This is a genomic window from Paenibacillus sp. 2KB_22 (assembly GCF_052115745.1).
Lineage (GTDB): Bacteria > Bacillota > Bacilli > Paenibacillales > Paenibacillaceae > Paenibacillus.
On record NZ_JBFRHG010000003.1, the window covers coordinates 60,105 to 80,174 of the forward strand.

General features: G+C 45.6%; 19 protein-coding genes and 1 pseudogene. 13 read left to right on the forward strand and 7 right to left on the reverse strand.

The genetic code is table 11. The features are described 5' to 3' along the window. Positions 1–146: 146 nt before the first annotated feature. From yycF to AB4111_RS19275, 5 genes are all read left to right on the forward strand, one after another. Entirely contained in the window at positions 147–869 is a 723-nt protein-coding gene (yycF, locus tag AB4111_RS19255; RefSeq protein ID WP_074092884.1) for a response regulator YycF, read from the forward strand. Then, positions 869–2,719, forward strand: a complete 1,851-nt coding sequence (gene walK, locus AB4111_RS19260; protein ID WP_442032819.1) for a cell wall metabolism sensor histidine kinase WalK — start codon at positions 869–871, stop codon at positions 2,717–2,719. Before yycF ends, walK begins: the two co-directional genes overlap by 1 nt. Then, positions 2,703–3,983 (forward strand): YycH family regulatory protein, encoded by a 1,281-nt coding sequence (locus AB4111_RS19265; protein ID WP_442032820.1) that lies wholly within the window; start codon positions 2,703–2,705, stop codon positions 3,981–3,983. Before walK ends, AB4111_RS19265 begins: the two co-directional genes overlap by 17 nt. Before the next feature lie 235 nt (positions 3,984–4,218). After that, on the forward strand, positions 4,219–4,962 hold the full coding sequence (gene yycI, locus AB4111_RS19270; protein ID WP_253442245.1) for a two-component system regulatory protein YycI: 744 nt from the start codon (positions 4,219–4,221) through the stop codon (positions 4,960–4,962). 6 nt (positions 4,963–4,968) lie between these two features. Continuing rightward, positions 4,969–5,775 (forward strand): MBL fold metallo-hydrolase, encoded by an 807-nt coding sequence (locus AB4111_RS19275; protein WP_339258117.1) that lies wholly within the window; start codon positions 4,969–4,971, stop codon positions 5,773–5,775. Here the strand turns inward: AB4111_RS19275 and AB4111_RS19280 are convergent. Next, positions 5,744–5,956: a hypothetical protein gene (locus AB4111_RS19280; protein WP_062836546.1), complete on the reverse strand. Its 213-nt coding sequence runs from the start codon at positions 5,954–5,956 to the stop codon at positions 5,744–5,746. The genes AB4111_RS19275 and AB4111_RS19280 overlap by 32 nt on opposite strands. A 765-nt stretch (positions 5,957–6,721) precedes the next feature. Between AB4111_RS19280 and AB4111_RS19285 the strand changes: the two genes are divergently transcribed. From AB4111_RS19285 to AB4111_RS19305, 5 genes are all read left to right on the forward strand, one after another. Then, the gene (locus tag AB4111_RS19285) at positions 6,722–7,999 is read left to right on the forward strand and encodes a S1C family serine protease (RefSeq protein ID WP_442032821.1); all 1,278 of its coding nucleotides are present in this window, start codon (positions 6,722–6,724) and stop codon (positions 7,997–7,999) included. 314 nt (positions 8,000–8,313) lie between these two features. Then, entirely contained in the window at positions 8,314–8,838 is a 525-nt protein-coding gene (locus AB4111_RS19290) for a hypothetical protein (RefSeq protein ID WP_442032822.1), read from the forward strand. 347 nt (positions 8,839–9,185) lie between these two features. After that, positions 9,186–9,353: a CxxH/CxxC protein gene (locus AB4111_RS19295; RefSeq protein WP_017691462.1), complete on the forward strand. Its 168-nt coding sequence runs from the start codon at positions 9,186–9,188 to the stop codon at positions 9,351–9,353. A gap of 683 nt (positions 9,354–10,036) precedes the next feature. Further along, the gene (gene rlmH, locus AB4111_RS19300) at positions 10,037–10,516 is read left to right on the forward strand and encodes a 23S rRNA (pseudouridine(1915)-N(3))-methyltransferase RlmH (protein ID WP_017691463.1); all 480 of its coding nucleotides are present in this window, start codon (positions 10,037–10,039) and stop codon (positions 10,514–10,516) included. Positions 10,517–10,928: 412 nt separating this feature from the next. After that, positions 10,929–11,402, forward strand: coding sequence for a hypothetical protein (locus AB4111_RS19305; protein ID WP_442032823.1), 474 nt, complete (start codon positions 10,929–10,931; stop codon positions 11,400–11,402). A 261-nt stretch (positions 11,403–11,663) separates the two neighbouring features. Here the strand turns inward: AB4111_RS19305 and AB4111_RS19310 are convergent. Further along, positions 11,664–11,771: pseudogene (locus tag AB4111_RS19310) on the reverse strand (HNH endonuclease); the annotation flags it as partial. A 198-nt stretch (positions 11,772–11,969) separates the two neighbouring features. Beyond that, on the reverse strand, positions 11,970–12,560 hold the full coding sequence (locus AB4111_RS19315; protein WP_442032824.1) for a hypothetical protein: 591 nt from the start codon (positions 12,558–12,560) through the stop codon (positions 11,970–11,972). Between the two features lie 157 nt (positions 12,561–12,717). Between AB4111_RS19315 and AB4111_RS19320 the strand changes: the two genes are divergently transcribed. Continuing rightward, a complete protein-coding gene (locus tag AB4111_RS19320) occupies positions 12,718–13,434 on the forward strand; it encodes a hypothetical protein (protein ID WP_442032825.1) in 717 nt (238 codons plus the stop codon). Between the two features lie 119 nt (positions 13,435–13,553). Here the strand turns inward: AB4111_RS19320 and rlmJ are convergent, their stop codons facing one another. Both rlmJ and AB4111_RS19330 read right to left on the reverse strand, forming a co-directional pair. After that, positions 13,554–14,435, reverse strand: a complete 882-nt coding sequence (gene rlmJ, locus AB4111_RS19325; protein ID WP_442033278.1) for a 23S rRNA (adenine(2030)-N(6))-methyltransferase RlmJ — start codon at positions 14,433–14,435, stop codon at positions 13,554–13,556. 626 nt (positions 14,436–15,061) lie between these two features. Then, the gene (locus AB4111_RS19330; protein ID WP_442032826.1) at positions 15,062–15,931 is read right to left on the reverse strand and encodes a helix-turn-helix transcriptional regulator; all 870 of its coding nucleotides are present in this window, start codon (positions 15,929–15,931) and stop codon (positions 15,062–15,064) included. 83 nt (positions 15,932–16,014) lie between these two features. Between AB4111_RS19330 and AB4111_RS19335 the strand changes: the two genes are divergently transcribed. Then, on the forward strand, positions 16,015–16,752 hold the full coding sequence (locus tag AB4111_RS19335) for a DUF4386 domain-containing protein (RefSeq protein WP_442032827.1): 738 nt from the start codon (positions 16,015–16,017) through the stop codon (positions 16,750–16,752). 203 nt (positions 16,753–16,955) lie between these two features. Beyond that, positions 16,956–17,237, forward strand: coding sequence for an alpha/beta-type small acid-soluble spore protein (locus tag AB4111_RS19340; protein ID WP_442032828.1), 282 nt, complete (start codon positions 16,956–16,958; stop codon positions 17,235–17,237). A 230-nt stretch (positions 17,238–17,467) separates the two neighbouring features. Here AB4111_RS19340 and AB4111_RS19345 read toward each other — a convergent pair whose 3' ends face one another. Together AB4111_RS19345 and AB4111_RS19350 are read right to left on the reverse strand one after the other, a co-directional pair. Continuing rightward, positions 17,468–18,805 carry an IS3 family transposase gene (locus AB4111_RS19345; protein ID WP_442032829.1) on the reverse strand — a complete coding sequence of 446 codons (1,338 nt, stop codon included), beginning with the start codon at positions 18,803–18,805 and terminating at the stop codon, positions 17,468–17,470. Positions 18,806–18,953: 148 nt separating this feature from the next. After that, positions 18,954–19,976, reverse strand: a complete 1,023-nt coding sequence (locus tag AB4111_RS19350) for an MBL fold metallo-hydrolase (RefSeq protein ID WP_442032830.1) — start codon at positions 19,974–19,976, stop codon at positions 18,954–18,956. Positions 19,977–20,070 lie beyond the last annotated feature (94 nt).

Consider the following 20,070-nt stretch of genomic DNA (forward strand, 5'->3'; position numbering starts at 1 on the left):
GTGACGGTGCTTCAGGTATGTTAAACTAGAGAATATAAACAACAAGCTAGAGGAATCAATCAACCAAGCTTTGGTACAAGCTGAACATAGAAGATAGATATAGACGCTAATGCGGATTAAGCAGGATATAGGGGTGAATTCAGCCGATGCAGGGGAAGATTTTGGTGGTGGACGATGAACAGCCCATCGCAGACATTCTGAAGTTTAATTTGGAAAAAGAGGGGTACGAGGTCATCTGTGCATTTGATGGCATTCGTGCGGTTGAACTGGCGTTATCCGAAAAACCGGATCTGATGCTGCTGGATCTGATGCTGCCGGGCAAGGACGGTATGGATGTATGTCGTGAGGTGCGCGCTCATCTGGAGATGCCGATCATTATGCTTACCGCCAAGGATGGCGAGATCGATAAGGTACTCGGGTTGGAATTGGGTGCGGATGATTACGTGACCAAGCCGTTCAGTACGCGTGAGTTGCTTGCACGGGTGAAGGCACAGATGCGCAGACGGCAAAAGCTCGCGATTACGGCAGAAGCGCCGGAAGATGAGGAAAAGCAGGTCATGCGGCTATTCGATCTGGCGTTTGATATGGATATGTATACGGCTTACAAAGGCGGGGAACCGCTCGATCTAACCCACCGTGAGTACGAACTTCTCTATTATATGGCGAAGCACTCCGGAAAGGTTATGACAAGGGAACATCTGCTGCAAGCGGTATGGGGATATGAATATTTCGGCGATGTACGTACCGTCGATGTCACGATCCGTCGCCTGCGTGAGAAGATTGAGGAGAATCCGAGCAAACCGGAAACGATTCTGACACGCCGCGGGCTCGGTTATCTCGTGCGCAGTGCCAAAAGCGTGGGGATATAATGGGCCGATTCGCGCGATTCTCGTTCTTTCGAACGATTCAGGCGAAATTGATTATTATCTATGTACTGCTGATTCTGATTGCGATGCAATTGATCGGCGTTTATTTTGTGAGCGCAATGAAGAACTCGCTAACAAGCAACTTTACGGAAGACTTGCAGGCCCGTGCGGAGATGCTGTCGGTTCTCGTAGGGGAGACGATGGCGGGCGGAGAAGCAGAGGCTGGCGAGGACAAAACGGAAAATCTGCGTGTGCTGGTGAACAACCTGTTCAACATTAACGGTGCCGAGATTCAGGTGCTGGATGCCAGTGGAAAGGTACTGACGACCTCGCTAAGTTCACATTCAGACTATGTGGGGCGCAAAAACACCCAGACCGTTGTTAGCCGTGCGTTGCAAGGCATTCGGGACAATGAGGAATATATCGTGGATGAGGATAATGTTCGCAAAAAAGTCGTTGCCAAGCCTGTGCTGTCTGGCGGCAAAATCATTGGTGCGGTTTACATCGCAGCATCCATGAACGAGCTGTATTCCACGATGGAGGGAATCAACAAAATCTTTATCTCCGGTATCCTGATTGCCCTGGTGTTAACGGCGGTGCTTGGCGTGATCCTGTCCCATACGATCACGCAGCCGATTAAAGAAGTCACTCGGAGAGCGACAGCGGTCGCAGAAGGTAACTTTGATCAGCAGACACCTGTATTCGGCACGGATGAGATTGGTCAGCTCAGTCGGGCTTTTAACTATATGACTAGCAGGCTTCGGGATGCACTCTCGCAGAATGAAGAGGAGAAGGAGAAGTTGACCTCCATTCTGACCAATATGAGTGATGGTGTAGTAGCTACAGATGAGTACGGGAAAGTCATTCTCGTAAACCGTCGTGCCAGCAGCATATTGGGTATGCATCCTGCGGATATTGAAGGAAGACATTTTGCCATATTACTCGGTATTGATCCGGAGGATGCGGAAGCTCTTGCGAGTGGTTTCACAGGTTCAACGTTGCTGCAGATTGCACCCGCAGGACAAGAAGAGCCTGTGGTTATTCGGATGACGTTTACACCAGTTCATCGGCGTGAACGGGGGATCACGGGAACTATTGCCGTACTTCAGGACGTTACCGAGCAGGAAGAGCTTGAGGCATCCCGGCGTGAATTCGTGGCTAATGTATCCCATGAACTGCGTACACCACTGACTACGATCAAGAGTTACGCGGAAGCGTTGGATGATGGTGCACTGGAAGACCCGCAGCTTGCCGGTCGTTTTGTTGGTGTTATTCAGAACGAGACGGAGCGAATGATACGACTGGTTACGGACCTGCTGCACCTGTCGCGGCTGGATTCCAAAGAGGCTTTGCTGCGGAAACAACCAACTGACATTCTGGAAATGCTGGAGGAAGTGACAGATCGCTTTTCGTTCCAAATGCATCAGAAGGATATTCAACCTGTACTATCTGTGGAGAATGATATTCCAGCTGTCCCACTGGATCGCGACCAGATTGATCAGGTCCTGGATAATGTCGTGTCCAATGCGCTGAAATATACATTGGAAGGCGGCACCATTACGATTGCGGCTAGACGCAGTGATGAACACACACTTGCCATCTCGGTATCGGATACCGGAATGGGTATTCCACAGCGTGATCTGGATCGCATTTTTGAGCGGTTTTATCGGGTGGACAAGGCTCGTTCACGCAGTATGGGAGGCACAGGGCTAGGACTGTCCATTGCCCGGGAAATTGTGAAGGCGCATGATGGCAGCATCTCTCTGGAATCTGAAGTAGACGTGGGAACGACAGTAACGTTCACACTGCCGATGCGTGAGGAAGGGGGTGAGCACCGTGAAGGAACGGATTAAATCCATGGTGCTTGCTGCCCTTGTTGTAGCCAGTCTGGTTCAGAGTTATTTTCTAATCTACCGTTTGCCCGGAGGCGGGGATTCCATTGTGACGTCAGAGACGAACTATGTGAAGACGGAAAATATGGGTCAGGAACGCAATATTGAAGAATTGATCTTCCCCGATCAGATGATTATTCATCTGGGCCAGGATAAACATACGGTGTTTTACCCTGGCAATACGTTCTATCAGTTGATCTATTCAAGGTTGCAGGGGCGGGCGTTCGATGATTTTCAGCGCCGTAGCGTGCAATCGGTGAATTGGGATCAGATTCGCAAGGAGAACCCTGGGTTTGAGCTATCGTTCAAAGAAGGGATTCCCGTAGCATTGTTGCAGCGTGTAATGAGACTCGGGACGGATTCCTTATTCCAAGGGGAGACCATTAACCGAATCTCGATCTATACGGCTAAAAATGAAACGAAAGCCCATGCGCTGTTCTTCAGCGCCAAGGGAGATGTGGTATACGAAGCAACGCAGGCTGACCTGACAGTACAAGACGTACAGCAGCATGTTGACTTCGGTACGAACTGGACGCCATATACCTTGATGGATGGCGGTTATTATATCCCGGCGGAAGCTCTGGAGACAATTGAGGCGGATGTGCCAACAGGTCAGTTCACTGTTGAGCAGATGCAGCGCAGTCTGTTCTTCGATCCAAGCATGACCCGGAACATCCGGGAAAAAGACGGGTCTGAGATTTACACAGACAGTAAACGTAGTCTACAGGTAAAACAGGAACAGCGCTGGATCAGTTACACCGATCCGGCGGCACCGCCTGCGGGACAGATTGATCCTGCGAAGGATGCGTTGTCTGCGGTTGATTTTGTGAATCAGCATGGTGGCTGGAAAGGCCGGTCGCGCATGATGCTGGGGACCGCGGACAGCAAAACACGGCTTGAATTCCAGCAGTATTACGGTAGCTATCCGATTATGGATTCCATGCAGTTCCGCTTCGGCACGATCAGCATGGAGATGCAGCAGGAGACGGTATCCAGTTATGAACGATCGCTGGAATACCTGAACGAAGGTGCAGAGACCAAAAAATCGGTCAAATTGCCTGGCGGAGACAAGCTGAAGGCTCTTATTCAGAAAGTAGCCGGTGAGAATCGCCAGGTCGTGGATGTATATCCAGCGTATCGTCCTTCTACAATTGAGGATGGACTGAAACTGATCCCGGTATGGGTGATCCGCTTTGGAAACGGGGAGGAAACCACTGTTTCTTGATGGGTTGTAGGGTAATGGAGTCATTCGATATCCGAGCGAGGTGTAAGGTCACACGATAACGGAGAGGGCAGAAAAAAGCTGGAGAAGCGAAGCGTTCGCCTTTATCGCCGGATTTCTCCCTTAGGAAAAGGGAATCAGGAAATCTGGGGATAACAGCGATCGGAAGGTTGTTCTGACCGCGGAGTGGGCCAGTGTGATATTAGTTGCTTTTATCGAATGGACGGGGGTGAATGTTATGGATTGGGGACGGGCGAAAAATGTGTTGATCTATGCCTTTCTGCTGCTCAATCTGGTGCTGGGTTACCAGATCTGGATGGATGCGCGGGAGACGGCCGGAGCCAATCTGGACTTCACCTCACTGGCAGACAATACACAGCAGGCGATGGAAGAGAAGGGCATTCAGGTGCTGGCTCCGATTCCGAATGAAACGCCGAAGTTGCCGAAGTTGTCCTATGAGTTCATTGAAGAGGACAAGGCAGGTGTTGATATGGAGCTGGAGCAGCCTGTAGATAGCAAGTTGATTTTCTCGCAGAGTGAGCTGGAAGATGCATTACAGCGTGAGATTCCACAGATCGGGACATACCGGCTGGATCAGCTGATGGCCGAGGATGGGGCTTTTGTGCTTCACCCACTGGTGGATGGCAAATGGCCGCTCTTCAATGTGAGTCTGGAGTTGTTCTACAGCGACCAGAAAATAAAGGGTTATCGTCAGACTCCGGTGCGGATTACAACCGCAGAGGAGAGCGATCAGCAGGTACTTCCGGCGTCGAAGGCGCTGGGAACGCTGATCGAGAACTTTTTGCCAAATGATGCGATTGTCAAAGATATTCAGCTGGGCTATTACGGCCAGTTGTTCAATTCAGATATACAGGTAGCGATGCCGGCATGGCGGTTCGTGCTGGAAAGTGGCGAAGTGTTGTACGTGCAGGGCATCAGTGGGGATGTATTCAGTCCCAAGACAGACAAACCAGGGGAGTAATGCGTTATGGGGATATATTTTACCGTGTTATCCAGCGGTTCGACAGGTAATGCTACGGTCATACAGCATGGGGGGACCTCTCTCATGATTGATGCGGGTCTTAGTGCGAAGCGATTGGATGCACTGTTTCAGGAAAGGGAGATTTCTGGGGCAGAACTGGACGGGATTCTGGTTACACATGAACATTCCGATCACATTAAAGGACTAGGCGCGATGTCTCGGAAATATAATTTACCAATCTACGCGAATCTGAATACGTGGGCGGCGCTGGAGAAGTCGGTTGGGGCGATTCCAGAGGAAAACCGGAGGATTTTTGAGACGGGTGAAAAGCATGATTTTGGGTCACTGCGCGTGGAATCCTTCGGGATCTCGCATGATGCGGCTGAGCCAGTAGGGTATACGTTCGATGACGGCAGTGAGAAGCTGTCTGTTGCAACCGATCTGGGATACATGAGCGACAAGGTTCGCGATGCGATCTCTGATTCCGACGTGCTGGTGCTGGAAGCGAATCATGATGTCGAATTGCTGCGTATGGGGCGTTATCCATGGAACACCAAGCGCCGGATTCTGAGCGATATTGGGCATTTGTCGAACGAAGCAGCAGGGGCAGCGCTTAGTGAACTGATGAACGGACGCATCAAGCGCACGTATCTGGCACATCTTAGCCGAGACCATAATATGATGGACTTGGCGAAAATGTCGGTGCGCGACGCGATGGAGAGCCGGGGATGCTTTTATCGAGATCATGAGTTCAAACTCTGTGATACGTATTACGACCGTCCTACACCATGGGATAGGGTGGGTGAGCCATAAAGCTGTCCAGTTCGGCGGCTTTGCGCTCGACTTCCTCGCGGGTTAGGATGCCTTTATCAATAAGCAGTTCGATGATGGTACTCAGTGCAAGGGTATTGCGATAGTGTTCATCCTTGAGATCGGCCAGCTTGGCCGCCATGTGAACTTCGTCCATGGCTGTGAGTGTACGTGTGCGATCCATGTATATATCCTCCTCTATGAAGCTTCGAATTGTCTTTTACTATTATTGTAGTCAGGCTTGATGGAAAACATTCCTCTTTTTGCCGCTATAATTTGTGAGACGAGGCGTGTATGCTGAACCTGTGACTATACAAGGATGAAAAAGTTCTTCACATTTACCAAAATGGCGCTTAGCGGACCGGATTTTGTGGTGATAGATACTATGGACCTTTATTGTTAAGCGCGTTATAGCGGAAATGTGCGATAATTTACGTAAATATGCAACTTTTTGAGATTTGATGTGTTTAGTATATGAGGAGCATTGTGATTTTGGCTGTTTTGCGTGTGAAATGGCATGTCATAGAATGCGAGAGCATGATTGATAGAGTCACTGACAGAATGGCGTGTCTGTTCTGTTGTACATAGACGCTGTATCTAGATTTGATGTCGGGGTGCGGCGATATGCTAGACCATTTTATAAAAATGCAAAAAAAGCAGGAGAAAGCGAGAGGTTATTTACGGTAACGCACGTAACGGAAGACACAGAACGAGGCTGGAGAAGCGTAGTGTTCGCCTGAAAGCTTTCTGAAAGAAAGCTACTTCGGAAGCATACGCTATGAACAAATTTCACCTTGTAAAAAGGGATAAAAAAATTTGTGAGTAACAGCGATCGAAAGCTCGGCTGTGGCTGGAGTGGGGGAACGTAAGGACACCAATGTTGATCCATGCGACAACTTAGGCGGCAGTCAGGGTCTTGATGCGTGACAACGAAGGGGAGAGGATCACGATGGGATTGTTTGGAGACGATTTTTATTCAACCAAAGTATCAAGACGCGCCGAAGCTGAACAGAAAGGCAAACTTCAGATCATCCGCCCTGGAGGCAGAGCACGTGGACGTGACCGCTGGAGCAATCCGCGCAGATCGCGTACGGGAATCAGCTCCACAGTGAAAGTAGCTGTGATTAGCTCGGTGATCAGCTCCATCGTGACCGTCATGCTGTTTAGCTTCATCACACAGCCCTCATCGTTACCGCTAGCTAATGCTACAGGTAATGGTGGTGGAGGCGGTGCACAGACAGCGCAGGCAGCTGATCCATACGATCGGATTATTCAGGCAGCCGCGAAGGTACGCCCTTCCGTGGTGAGCATCGTGAACCATAAAACAGGCAGCAGCCTGTCGATGGAAGATTCCGCGCTTGGCTCAGGGGTCATTTTCAAGAAGGAAGATGGCAAGGCCTACATTATGACCAACCACCACGTCGTGGAGGGTGCGAGTGATCTGGAGATCGTGACTGTGGATGGGGAGACACATAAAGCGAAGCTGGTCGGTAAGGACCGTGTGAGCGACATTGCTGTATTATCCGCAGAAGATAAAGGGTTGGGTGCAGTGGCGGAGATCGGTGATTCCAGCAAACTTCAGCGCGGTCAAACGGTGCTGGCGATCGGAAACCCGCTCGGTCTGGGTGGCACGCTGACCTCCGGTATTGTCAGTTACACAGATCGTATTCTGCCTGTATCGATTAATCAGGACGGAGTGTACGACTGGGAGCAAAACGTGATTCAGACGGATGCGGCGATTAACGAAGGCAATAGCGGCGGTGCATTGGTTGATCTGAACGGCAAAGTGGTCGGCATCAACACGATGAAAATCTCGGATACGGGCGTTGAAGGTCTCGGCTTTGCCATTCCGATGAACGAAGTGATGAAAACGGTAGATTCCCTGCTTTTGAACGGCAAAGTATCTCGTCCATACCTGGGCGTATATACGGTCGATCTGAGCAACCCATATGCACCACTGGATGACGAGCAGCGCAAGGATCTGAAGCTGCCATCTCACGTGGATAGCGGTGTGGTTGTACTGGAGGCATCGGGTCCCGCATCTGATGCGGGCATGAAGCTGAATGATGTCATTACGGAATTTGACGGGCAAAAAATTACCTCCACGCTGGATCTGAGGAAATATCTGTACGATCAGAAGAAGATAGGGGATACGATTGAAGTGACCTTCTATCGAGATGGCAAAGTTGAGAAAGTATCGGTGAAGCTGACGGATAAGCCGGAGTAAAGGGAAGATCAAGGAAGCCTATACTTTTGCATGGATTGAAATAGGGAAAGCTAAAAGAGTGATCAGATCAACTGACCACTCTTTTTTAGTTGTTGGTTCAGTATTATGCTATGGGTGGACGTATTCATTCGACAGTAAATGAGTAGATTAACCATTTTTATGTTTCTATGATCAGTTAGACCCGGAGCCAAAGGAGCAGATACATAAGACATGGGCTGTGGTAAACTGTTGTCAATATGTTCGGACGGTCGCTGATGCAAATAACATCTGTTTGTCGATCACATTTTTATTTCAGAATGGAAGGGGTATTTATAATGAGACGATTGAAGAAAAAGATACTAGGTGGAACGAGCTTGGCGCTGTCCCTGTTTGTGCTATCTGCCTGTGGATCTGAGGTTGCTACGACAGGAGCGTCGGTGGATACAAGTGCTCTGCAAGAAAAGATTGCCGGGCTTGAGAAGAAATTGGTGGAGCAGGGAGCCAAGAGCGTTGAGCAGGAGCAAAAGATCGCAGCACTTGAAATCAAGTTGAATGAGCTAAGCACAAATGTGATTGCGGTAGGCGAGGTTAGTGGTCAAACACCTGTAGCATCAGGAAACAACGGATCGGCCGGGAAAGGCGATGGGGTGCTGATTACGTTTGCCCAGTATGAGAAGCTTGAGGTTGGCATGTCTGTGGAAGATGTCATCGAGATCCTCGGCGGTGAAGGTGAAGCGCTGAGTGAAGCGGAGAATATGGTGGTCTACAACTATAAAGGCACAGCCGGCAATGGTGCCAATGCGGTTATTGCTTTTCAAGGTGGCAAGCTGTTGACGAAGGCACAGTCGGGATTGAAGTAAAAGAGTATGGGTAGAGGCTATTCTTAGAATGGATTGGAACAGAATAGGGGAATACGTAACTCTGTTTTCGCTATTCAGGCGTAGGCGCAGGATTCATTCGCTATGTTGAGTGATTGTTGCTGTTACAGGAGCATTCTTTTCGTGGTACCGTGGAGGTATCGAGAAGGATGCTTTTTGTGTTCTTTTACGGCGTACGGAGGGGTTTGGGGGATGTTGGGCACGATAAATTAGGAATGGGGGTTTCTTTTCGGTGGCAGGTGTGATAGAACTGAGAAGTGGCTATCCTGTAGTAGGATACGCGGTTGTGAATCGGGAACATAGCTGGTTACAGAAAGGATGCTTAACGGATGTACGTTGTATGCAAAGAACACGTGGACATTGCCATCGACATGTTTGTCGATGAGTATGAGGACGCTCCAGATATCGTTGATCTGAAGGAGACGGAATTTGCCGATTGGGACCCGCCTGCGAAGTGCGCCGAGTGCGAACAGCACGCGGAATTCCTCGTCGTTTAGCGTACTGTAGGATTTAGACGGCTGAAGGCGTGACTTAAGGTGGCGCTTCGGGCTGACTTTCCATCCGGTATGAACATCACAGCAAGAAGCCAAGGAGAGCGTGATGAGCGCTCTTTTTGTGTTTGTGGGGGAATTGGTGTGGTGCTGGTAGGCAGCGTTGGGTGAGGGGTGTAGGGGCTGAAGGTGGATTAGGGAAGAGTAGGAGAAGATTAAGGTAGGTAGGTGCCGAGTTCCGAGTTGGGAGTGAGGCAGGTTGCAGCAAATGTGCAAGGTGTGTGTAGGTAATAGAAATGGAAGCTCGGGCATGGGGGAACGTGGTGTCGGGTAACAGCGATCTGGGTAGGGACATGGTTGTGAATCGGTCGAGTAGCGCCGCTAACGAACCTGACGTACCTTATTCGTGGCAATTAACGTCTGGTTGAAATCTAACGAATCGTAGACACGTTATATTGATGAAATGGCCTTGAAAGTGGTGGAGAGTGCTCGTTTGGTGCGAAATAGCGTGTTTTGGATTCGTTAGATTTTAAAGGAGCCGAAATGGGGCTGAATAAGGTGTGTGGGGTTCGTTAGAATTTGGAGAAATGTGTAGGATAGATATAATACCGTTGGAATGAACGATGCGATGAAGCATCTTACTTATAGAATATTGCGCAAGCAAGACAATTTAGGAGGAATGATTTTTCATGTTTATTCAGATTATTGGCGTAGGCAAATTGAAGGAAAAATATCTGACGCTGGGCATTCAGGAATATGCCAAGCGGCTCGCCCCGTACATCAAGTTTCAGATGATCGAGGTCGCAGACGAAAAGGCGCCCGACACCCTGAGCGAAGCCGAGGTTCGGGCGGTAAAGGAGCGCGAGGGCGAACGAATCCTCGCGCATGTGAAGAGCGAGGCGCATGTTGTCGCGCTCGCATTGGATGGCCAGCTCTGGAGTTCTGAGGAGCTGGCATTGGAGATCGACAAGCTCGGCACGTATGGGACGAGCCATGTCGTGTTTGTCATCGGAGGCAGCCACGGGCTCTCCGATGAGGTGTTGCGCCGCGCGAAGCAGCGCTTGAGCTTCGGGCGCATGACCCTGCCGCATCAGCTTATGCGGCTGGTGCTGGTGGAGCAGATTTATCGCGCTGTGAAGATAAATCGGGGGGAACCGTACCATAAATAGGGCGAAAAATTCTAAGCAGCCACTTGTCCCCAATACTCATTTTTCAGCTTATTATTTTTCACTGTGCCAGTCATAAAAGAACATATCATTTGATGACCCCCGAAAAATGAAGTATATCGAAGAAAAACCATGTTTGGCTTGTTAGCCAAAACACGGTTTTTTTCATTGTTCCACGGAACGCTAATCAGCTGTCACAGTCAAATTTGGCTGAATTTGGAGATATGGAAGCCAGACTTATTCACAAACCTACTATATTTTTGTACATATGTCCGGATATCGTAGGTATTTTTATTATTCTCTTATAAAAATGTTTTATTTTGTTAATATATGTAGTATAATACTTAGGTACTACTATTCTATTTTCCGAGAATAATTCGGTATAGTTTAGAAAAAAAACTAGGAGGTACAATTTATGAAACATAAAAAGGCATTATCTGTATTACTTTTAGGAGCAGCATTAAGTATAGGTGCAAGTAGTGTTTTTGCTAGCGATCCTTCTACTCCTATTACTGTTTCTACTGAAACAATTACTTCTAATGGTAGTTATATTGATGAATTTCAAAAAATTCAAACAAGAATAAACAATTTAGTTATTAGTGATTCAGGAGTTTCAATGAGCAACGGTACATATGAAAGAACTTGGAATCAACCAGCAGCATGGAGTTATTATAGATTCTCTGTTAAAAATACTACAGCGACATCAGTAACTGTTACTATTCAAGAGCATGGTAACAGTAAAAGTCATACTTTAGCTGCTAATTCAAGTAACACATGGAATGCAGCAGGTGTTCCTGCCGGTGATCATACAATATCTGTAACAACATCTGATGGAAGAAAATTTACAGGGGATGTTGCCGTAAGAATATCCAATTCTTCTCCTTTTTAAAGTAAAATAAAAATCAGTATATAAGTCATACCTCTAAAACAATGTTTTAGAGGTGTTTTTTTACTGGATTTCTTAAAATTGAAAAGAACATTGAAATCTCCCTTTCCTGCACCACTACAGGAGCTATACCCCCCAACCAATAAAAGTACATGGCATTGAAGTAGAGTAAGTATCCAGCGTCTTGTCATATCACTATGACAGGTTTCCAAATACTCCTCCCCGAACCGTACGTACATGTCTCCGCATATACGGCTCCATTTTTCAATCTAGCTTCCCGTTGTGTAAATCCAGATGGGAGCTTCTGCAAAGAGCGAGGGTTTTCCGCTTACGCTCAATCATTCGCTTTTCCCATCTTTTCTTTCCCTTCATATGGGAAAACAAATGAAGAGTTTAAGGGTGGGCACTTAGTTTAGGTTACCCTTTACGCTTACCCAGTGGCTACTTCCACTTAGAGGATGCTTCATACGATGTCTTTCCTAGATTATTTGGAAGTTGAATCGACTGACAAGTATTGTAGACCGAAGTTATAGATCAGCAACAGTCAAACTTCTTTTAGGAATACATACATCAAATCATGATATTGATTTTGTTCTGAAGTTTTAATACTTTACCGCACACAGAAAAAGCCCCTTCTGCCATATCAGCGGAAGGGGCTACACTTAAAAAGTGTTGTTCAGTTTCATCATTGAAGACAAGTTCGATGTTACCGACTCGTTTCCTGTCGTCCAGCGTAATCTTCTTTACAATCAAATGAATTAGTGTCTTGCGCTGCTGAAACGGGGAATTACGTAGCACAGCATCGAAGTTTCTCACTAGGGAATACACGAGCTCATAGGATACAGGATCAGCCTGATCGTCTCGAAGGTCTAGTGCCAGCTTTGACTTACGGGTAAGCTCGATATCCAAATCCTTGTTTAGTACGCTCAGGCGCTCAGAAAACATATTACGGTCAATATCGTCTATTTCATATAATTCGAGGTACTTGCGTTTCTTATCCTCCAGACTGGTGATACGTGTCTGTACTGCAGTTAACTCGTCTCGGAGTGGTTTGATTCGTCCAGAACGTTTTTCATTGACGTTTCGAACAACTCTTTGCAGAATCTCTGGATTGACTACGGCTTGCCTGATACGATCAGTTACCGCTTGTTCTGCTTCCACCTTTCGGACACTGTTGGCGTGGCATACGGCGCTTCCCTGGCTTCGGAATCGACCACATTGTCAATATACATACCTAATAGAGGATGTCTTTGGAGGCTCATATAATCATTGTTCATGCCCTGACCAAGAGTTTCGTGGTCAGGGATCTCATCTTGATTTGAAATTTATCAAGGAGGATGATGATAGAGATATTCTTGAAATTGAAGTTAAATCTATCCATGTTGAGTTTGAAGAAACAAATAGTGTGGCACATGATAAATATATGAGGTTATTAACAGAGGAGTTATCGGAGGTTATAGATACCTGTATTGCACTTTTAGTAAATATAAGCCTCAAAAAGCAGATGGATTCTGGTATATATAAAAGAGAGATAAGAGAGAAGTTAGTTTGGGAGATAAGCAACACAAACCTTGATAATATAGAACTTCCAAAAGTTTTTGAGAATGATTATTGCCAAATAGTATTGGAGGATATTCCAGAAAAATTTAATAAAGATCATTTGCTATTTGGTATTTCCAATCCTCCTACAAAAAGTGGTGGTCCTAAGGATATAACAATATCAGAAATTGAAAATACAATCATAAATTTAGATAGAGTTATTGGGAAAATCGATACTTACCTAGCTAGTAAAAAGGTTAGGAAAAAGTACAAAATTGATAATAGTACAAAAGTGATCTTGTTTATATTGAAATATCCAAATGCATTGGGTCTTTTCGCCAATGTTTTCAATGAAATACGTGATAAAAAGCTATATGAAGACATTTTGAAGTATATAGGGAAGAATATCTGTTTTGACGATTTCTTCGATCGAATAATAGTAGCGTTAGAGCCGATGGAGGGTGATAGCTCTATATATATTACGTTAAATAAGTAAATCAGAGTTGTTTAACCACGGTTTAGTTATTTGAACCTTGTCCAAGCAAAACCACAACAGTTAACGCTGGACAGGGGTTCGATATGATAGGGACTGTTTCAAATAGGGTGCTGGTGGTCTTAAAAAACAACAAATTCCGGTTTGGATTTATTCATTTTATAAATTCTACTTAATTCCTCATATTCCACATCTGTTATACGCTTTGTTAATCCTATTGGTGGGTTCACTACGAGCATAGCTACTCCATTGATATCTCTTTCCGAATGACCTCCGTACTTGGTATCGCAAAGAATATATATATCAGCATTCATATTTCTTCTGGCGTAGTCGTGATGTGTTTGGATCTTAAGATTTTCCTTTTTGTTACGAATAGGATACCAAATTATAAATGACCAATTGGTATATTGATTTAAAGAATCTTTTAATTTAATTAACATTTCAGCACAAGCTCGATAATTTTCTTCTTTTTGATTTCTTTTACCTCCGAAAAATGGATCAAAGAACAGCAGTCCCGAATTAGAATTTTGCATTTCAATTACATATTCATCTTCAACATCGAAACTATCATTGACCCGATAGTCTATTTTTGCTCCATCAGGGATTGCTAGGACTTGAGCGCTGTTTACTTCATCAGGTTCAAGACTGTTGTATATTAATTTGGTATTCACATTTCTTAATTTTGATAATTCGTAGGCAAATTTAGTTGATCCCCAATAATAATCCAGTCGATCTTTCCGATAATGTCCAATTGGTATTTTAGATACTAATTGGTAATAAACCGAGTTTACCATATTTGTTCCATTTGCTTTATCAATAAAGTCTCGGGCAGTAGAAAAGGAATTGCTACTTTCTTGCCATGCTTTTGTTATTTCTGTCCAGTAGTTTCCACCGAATGCATCATAAAAAACAGTGTTTGGGTCCATTGAGATTTTCATATCGAGCACTTCGAGCAAGAAGAAGTGCTTGACCACATCTGCAAACTTTCCAGCGTTCCCGGTCATCCCCAAAATAATCACCCTTTCCCGATTACCATTATATTATTGATGCCTATCGAAGACGATGTTTTTTTAAGCTATAACCCCAAAACAGACTTGGCAGCAAGCGGCAGGGTTAGGGGGTAATTTGGCTCAGGATCTAAGCCATTTCACCGAAGACTCGAATCATCAGACTCCGGCGAATTGTGGTTTTGCACAGCCACGGTTCGTTGACTCAAACCCCTGTCCATACTTTGAAGGGCACCCACTCAGGGTGTCCTTCATTTCGCCCTACAAATGATACGGTGAGCCGTACCATAAGTGACGGTCGAAAATATGGCAAACGGCTGCAAAGGCTCCTTATCAAAACATCCGAGCAACAATGAAATATATTCTTATAAACTTCGGCAATTTCATTTGATATCAATCCATGCTCACAGCCGTAATCCAATGAACACAACGGCAAAAGCCGAAGGCAACAGATCCAAGAGCCAAAACAGGGAGCATCTCGAGAGAGATGCTTTTTTTCGTTCCTAATTACAGCAAGATGTGGAAAGTCGAGTGAAACCGGTTATGTTATTTTATTTGCAGAGAAGGAATGATCAAATTCGAGCAAAGAAAGGAGCAGGCAGAATGACAAGCGAGCCGCGATCTTACAAATCAGAATCGGTAGGGAGTTTTTTGATAGGCGCATAGATATGATAGGTCGAATCCAGATGGTGGACGTCATCAAAAGCTTGAATGAGTTCAATATCGGTTTCTGCCGTTTCCTGCTTGGAAATCTTTAGAAATCTGGCATAGTCGCTTTCTAGTACATCCCCCATGTCAAGTATTTCACCATAATAGTTGAACCTTGCACAGAAAATCTGTGGCACATCAACCGTGAAAAAATAAGGTTTATCAATTTCAATGCTGCTTGGGATCCCAAACAGTACCTTAAACCGAGTTGAATCGGGTTGACAGTTTGAATAAATGACATAACAGGGACCATTTATGGTTTCATCAATATGACTCAACAGCATTTCTGAATGTGCGCGAATCTTCTCCTTGTAATCATCATTGGCTAAATCCACTTCAAAAGCGATCCCACTGATTCGGGTCTCCTTGAATTCGGTCAGTGTGAAATCCGTGACGATATCACCGTTAATGTTTTTAAAAGGTCTCTTCACCACTGTAGGTATGGTGACAGGAGAGATGGTTGTAAGTCCTGTTTTTAAAGAACTTGGAGCTACGCCGTATTGTCGTTTGAAAGCACGAGTGAATGAGGCTTGTGTACCGAAGTTGAGCTGATAGGCAATATCGGTTAGAGAGCTGTTTTTGTTTTGAATAAAGGTTAAAGATGCATTCAATCTTCTGGATAGAATGTATTGGTTTAACGAACAGCTCATCATAGCGGAAAACAGCCGATGAAAATAGTATTTAGACATGTTGAAGGTATTGGCGACGGATTCTACGGTTAAGGACTGTTGTAAATGGTCCTCGATATGGATCAAAGCACGTTCAATGACTTCGTTATGGTCCATAATTACTCCTTATATCAAGTTTTGTGGCAAGTATACCATACGTCCATCAGCAAATAAATTTATTGTCTTAGGAGGAAAAATAGATGACGCGAGACCGAAGAAATGCAAGGATACTGGGGATTTTTTATATCCTTGCTGCAGTGACGTCAATCATAGCAGTTGTTTTGTATGGGCCGGTTCTGTCAGAACAATGGCAGATGGCCGTGGCAAATGGATCGGAAACAAAGGTCTTAATCGGTGTATTAAATGATCTCTTACTTATGGTAACGGCTGTTGGTACAGCAGTCATGCTCTTTCCCTACGTTCGGCATTGGAATGAGCATCTTGCACTAGGGTATCTTTGTTTCCGGTTTATGGAAGCTGTTTTTATTGCGATTGGTCTCGTAAGTATTTTGGGTTTGTTACAACTTAGTTCACATTATGATACAACCAACTTAGCAAGTAAAACCAATTTTGAACCCATAGGGCTGTTGCTGCAGTCGATTTACCGCTGGACGGCTATGTTGGGTCCAAATCTCATGTTGGGCATAAATACGAGTCTGTATAGTTATTTGCTTTATCGAACAGGCTATGTGCCTAAACCGTTAGCGATTTTCGGAATGATTACAGCGGTTATGGTATTTTTAGCTGGTTTGCTGCAAATGTTTGGGATCATTGGACCCTATTCGGCGGTAAAAGGATTGATGGCCCTTCCTGTGGGCGTTTATGAGATGAGCTTGGCAGTCTGGTTAATTGTGAAGGGATTTCATGGGGAGAACCTTGCTAAATTGAGAGCAAAAACAGCTTCTCAAAAGTTCTTTGATCGAGAGATTAAGAGGTGATGATGATTCAACTCATAAAATCGGGCGAAATTTGGTGGAAAGACTCCTTATCTAATTAACTGTTCTCGATTAGCTTTTGTTGAATTTGATGCTCGTATTTGCGAACGCTTCCGACATTCAGAGTGAACTCGCACCGAAGAGGAATAGGGATAAAATTTTGTGCTACCGGGCAAGTTAGGGAATAACATCGAGGGGAGTGCTGTATGATGGCAAGAAGAAGGAGAAAATATGCGGTGCCAGGGGTCGAACAGGGAATGCAAGCGTTCAAAGCAGATGTAATGAAGCGCGAAGGATATACCGTAAATCCGAATCAACCAGACGATGTAAAATACGAAGTGGCGAAAGAGCTTGGTGTACCTCTGTACCCAGGAAATAATGGTCAACTGACAACGGAATCAGCAGGCCAAGTCGGCGGCAAAATTGGTGGTTCCATGGTTAGGGAATTGATCCGTCTCGCTCAGGAGCAAATAGCTCACAGGGAGTAATCCAGAACTGAAACCTGGAATGAGCCATACCATAAGTGACAGCGAAAAATTGGGAATAAAAGCATTTGATTGCGTAAACCAAGGAATCAATCAGCCATATCCATTTTATCTTCATAATCGGTTCTAAGCGCCGATTCTATTTTCGTGGAACAATTGAAAAAAAACGGCCGCTGTTCGCATCGTGAACTGTGACCCTATTTGTGGATCCTTTTAAAAAGGGTCCCTATTCATTAAGCAACAATGAGATGACTTCTGTATTCATCAGGAGTCATCTTTTTTAATGTCCATTGGAACCGTTCGGTATTGTAATACGTGATGTACTCATTGACACGAACTCTCAGTTCTTGTAGGGATGAGCAATCCTTGAACTCTAATTCATCCTTCATATGCCCGAAAAACGTCTCCATTGAAGCATTATCCCAACAGTTTCCTTTTCGTGACATCGATTGTTTGAACCCAGCTTTAGCAATCATGGAGCGAACTTCAGGATGTGTGTAATGGAAACCCTGATCAGAGTGAAAGATCGTCTCCGGATGTACTTCCCCATCTAAATGGTCAAGCAGTCGCTTCAGTGTTCGTTGAACAAGAGACAACTCCAACGAAGAGGACAAGTAGTGGGCTAAGATTTCTTTTGTTGCACCATCTTTTACACAGGACAAATAAGCCCGTTGTCCATTTCCATAATGCATATAAGTAATGTCGGTTAGCAATACCATTTCAGGCTCTCCCTGGTCAAATCGACGCTTCAGGAGGTTCGGGCAGGTGCGGTGCTCTTGCGTCGCTTTAGCCATTTTACGATAAGGATTCATTTGACGGATCGCAGCAACGAGTCTGAATTTCCGCATCAAACGGCGAATTTTCTTGTGATTCATAATGATTCCATGAAGCCGTTCTAACCTCATTTTGATGACCAATGCGCCAGCTTTCCCTCTAAGTGCATCAAAGTGCGACTTCAGAAGTAAAAAGTCTCGTTCATCGGCAGCCTCTCGAAGCTGGCGGTGTTCTTCCGCCGCACACCAGCGATAATACCCGCTTGTAATGACCTCAGCAAGCTTACAAAGATAGCGAGTCACGCGTCTCAGTCCGTGTTTACGAACGACCTGATTGATGAGCTGAAAGCGCTCGGAAGACGCTAGTAATTCATTGTTGTCTTTGTGCCTTTCGAGCGCTTCTAGCTTTTTTAAGAGTTCATTCTCGGCTTCCAAAAGCTTGATACGTGCCTCAGCAAGACGAAGCTTTTCCTGAGCCGATAGTTCACGACTAACCGGTCTCCCTGAGCTTCCCTTCCCCCTACGCTCTTCCAGCAGCCCAGCTTCACCTGAAGAAGCATATGTTTTCCTCCAACGCTCCAAACATCTTTTTGGCGTCTCCAGTCCGATCAGTTCAACGTTAAAGCCTGCCTGTACGAAGATTTCCATGGGTGTATGTCCCGCCTGATTGGCCTGTACAGCCGCAATCTTAAAGGCAGGGGCGTACGTGATATTCTTCTCTGAAACGCGAAGAATGGATGGATTCGACTCCAGTACCTTGATCTCTTTCTCCGTAAAAAACCGTCTGATTTTCCCCATAATCTACATCCCCATAAACGTTTATAATCTGATTAAAACACAAAAGACCCGTGAGAGGGCACTTTTTTCAAAGTGTCCATCTTACGGGTCACAGTTCATCGTTTGCGACAGGGCCGTTTTTCGTTTTTCGTACGCTAGCTTCGAATTGCTATTCTTGCCAAACGCTCATAGGGTCCCATGGCTTGATCTGATTGCCATATTTTCCGGCCAAGAAAGCTTTCATGTCTTCCAGCTTAGCAGGCACCTCGTTCCAAGTTGGAAGGGGTGATAACCCTCGTTTGCTTTTCAATAGGATATCCACTGTAACATACAAGCGTTCTGGCTGAATCCAATGAAGGAAGCGGGAAATATCAATTTGCTTGGTCAGGGACAAGGAATCAATTTCGTCATTGTAATGCTTGTTGAACTCGCTGATAAGGTTCAGGAGGTATTCCCTCTGCTCCTTCACGAAGTCCAGGCCGCAGATGGCGCCATGTCCTGGAACAACGATTTCGGGTTTAATTTCATCAATAATGCGATCAAGCACCTTAACCCAATTGAGGGTTCCCTCTTCGCTGTATGCCGTACAACCGTTAAACACGACATCGCCGGCGAACAGCACTTTTTCTTTTGGCATCCACAGCAGCAAGTCACTGTCGGAGTGGGCCGGAGCTACGTTGTAAATCAAGACTTCCGTATCGTCTAGACGGATGCTAATATCGTCCTTTATCTCAATATTCGGGTGTACCCATTCTACGCCTTCCAGGTTGAATCCTTCAAATTCCGCTGCAAAAAACCGCTCTCCCGAAGTCGATTCCTTAGAATCCTTTCCTCTTCTGATGACGTTGTCCATCCAGGTGATATTTTCGGTGAGACGCTCTCTGGATGCTTCCTTGTGCATAATAATGCAAGCATCTTCAAACACTTTGTTTCCCCAGGCATGGTCGCTGTTATAGTGCGAGTTCACCACATATGCGGGAGAGCCGCCGTTGCTTACTTCCTTAAAAGCCTCCCGCATTTCCCGCGCATGGAACAAATCGAAAAACGTGTCGTACACCAGCCCTTCACCCTTGTTGATGAACCCGGCATTGGCCCAACTGATGCCGCGATACGGCGAAATACCGGCAAAGACGCCATCTGCGACTTCAAAAAATTTAACGCGAGGTTTTTGGACAATACGTCCATACTTCATGAAAATTCTCCTTTAGGTATATGTTTTTGGGATAAGGCATACTGACTATGTCTGTAGTATAGAGAATGGAAAACATAAATGCAAGCGAGTGCTT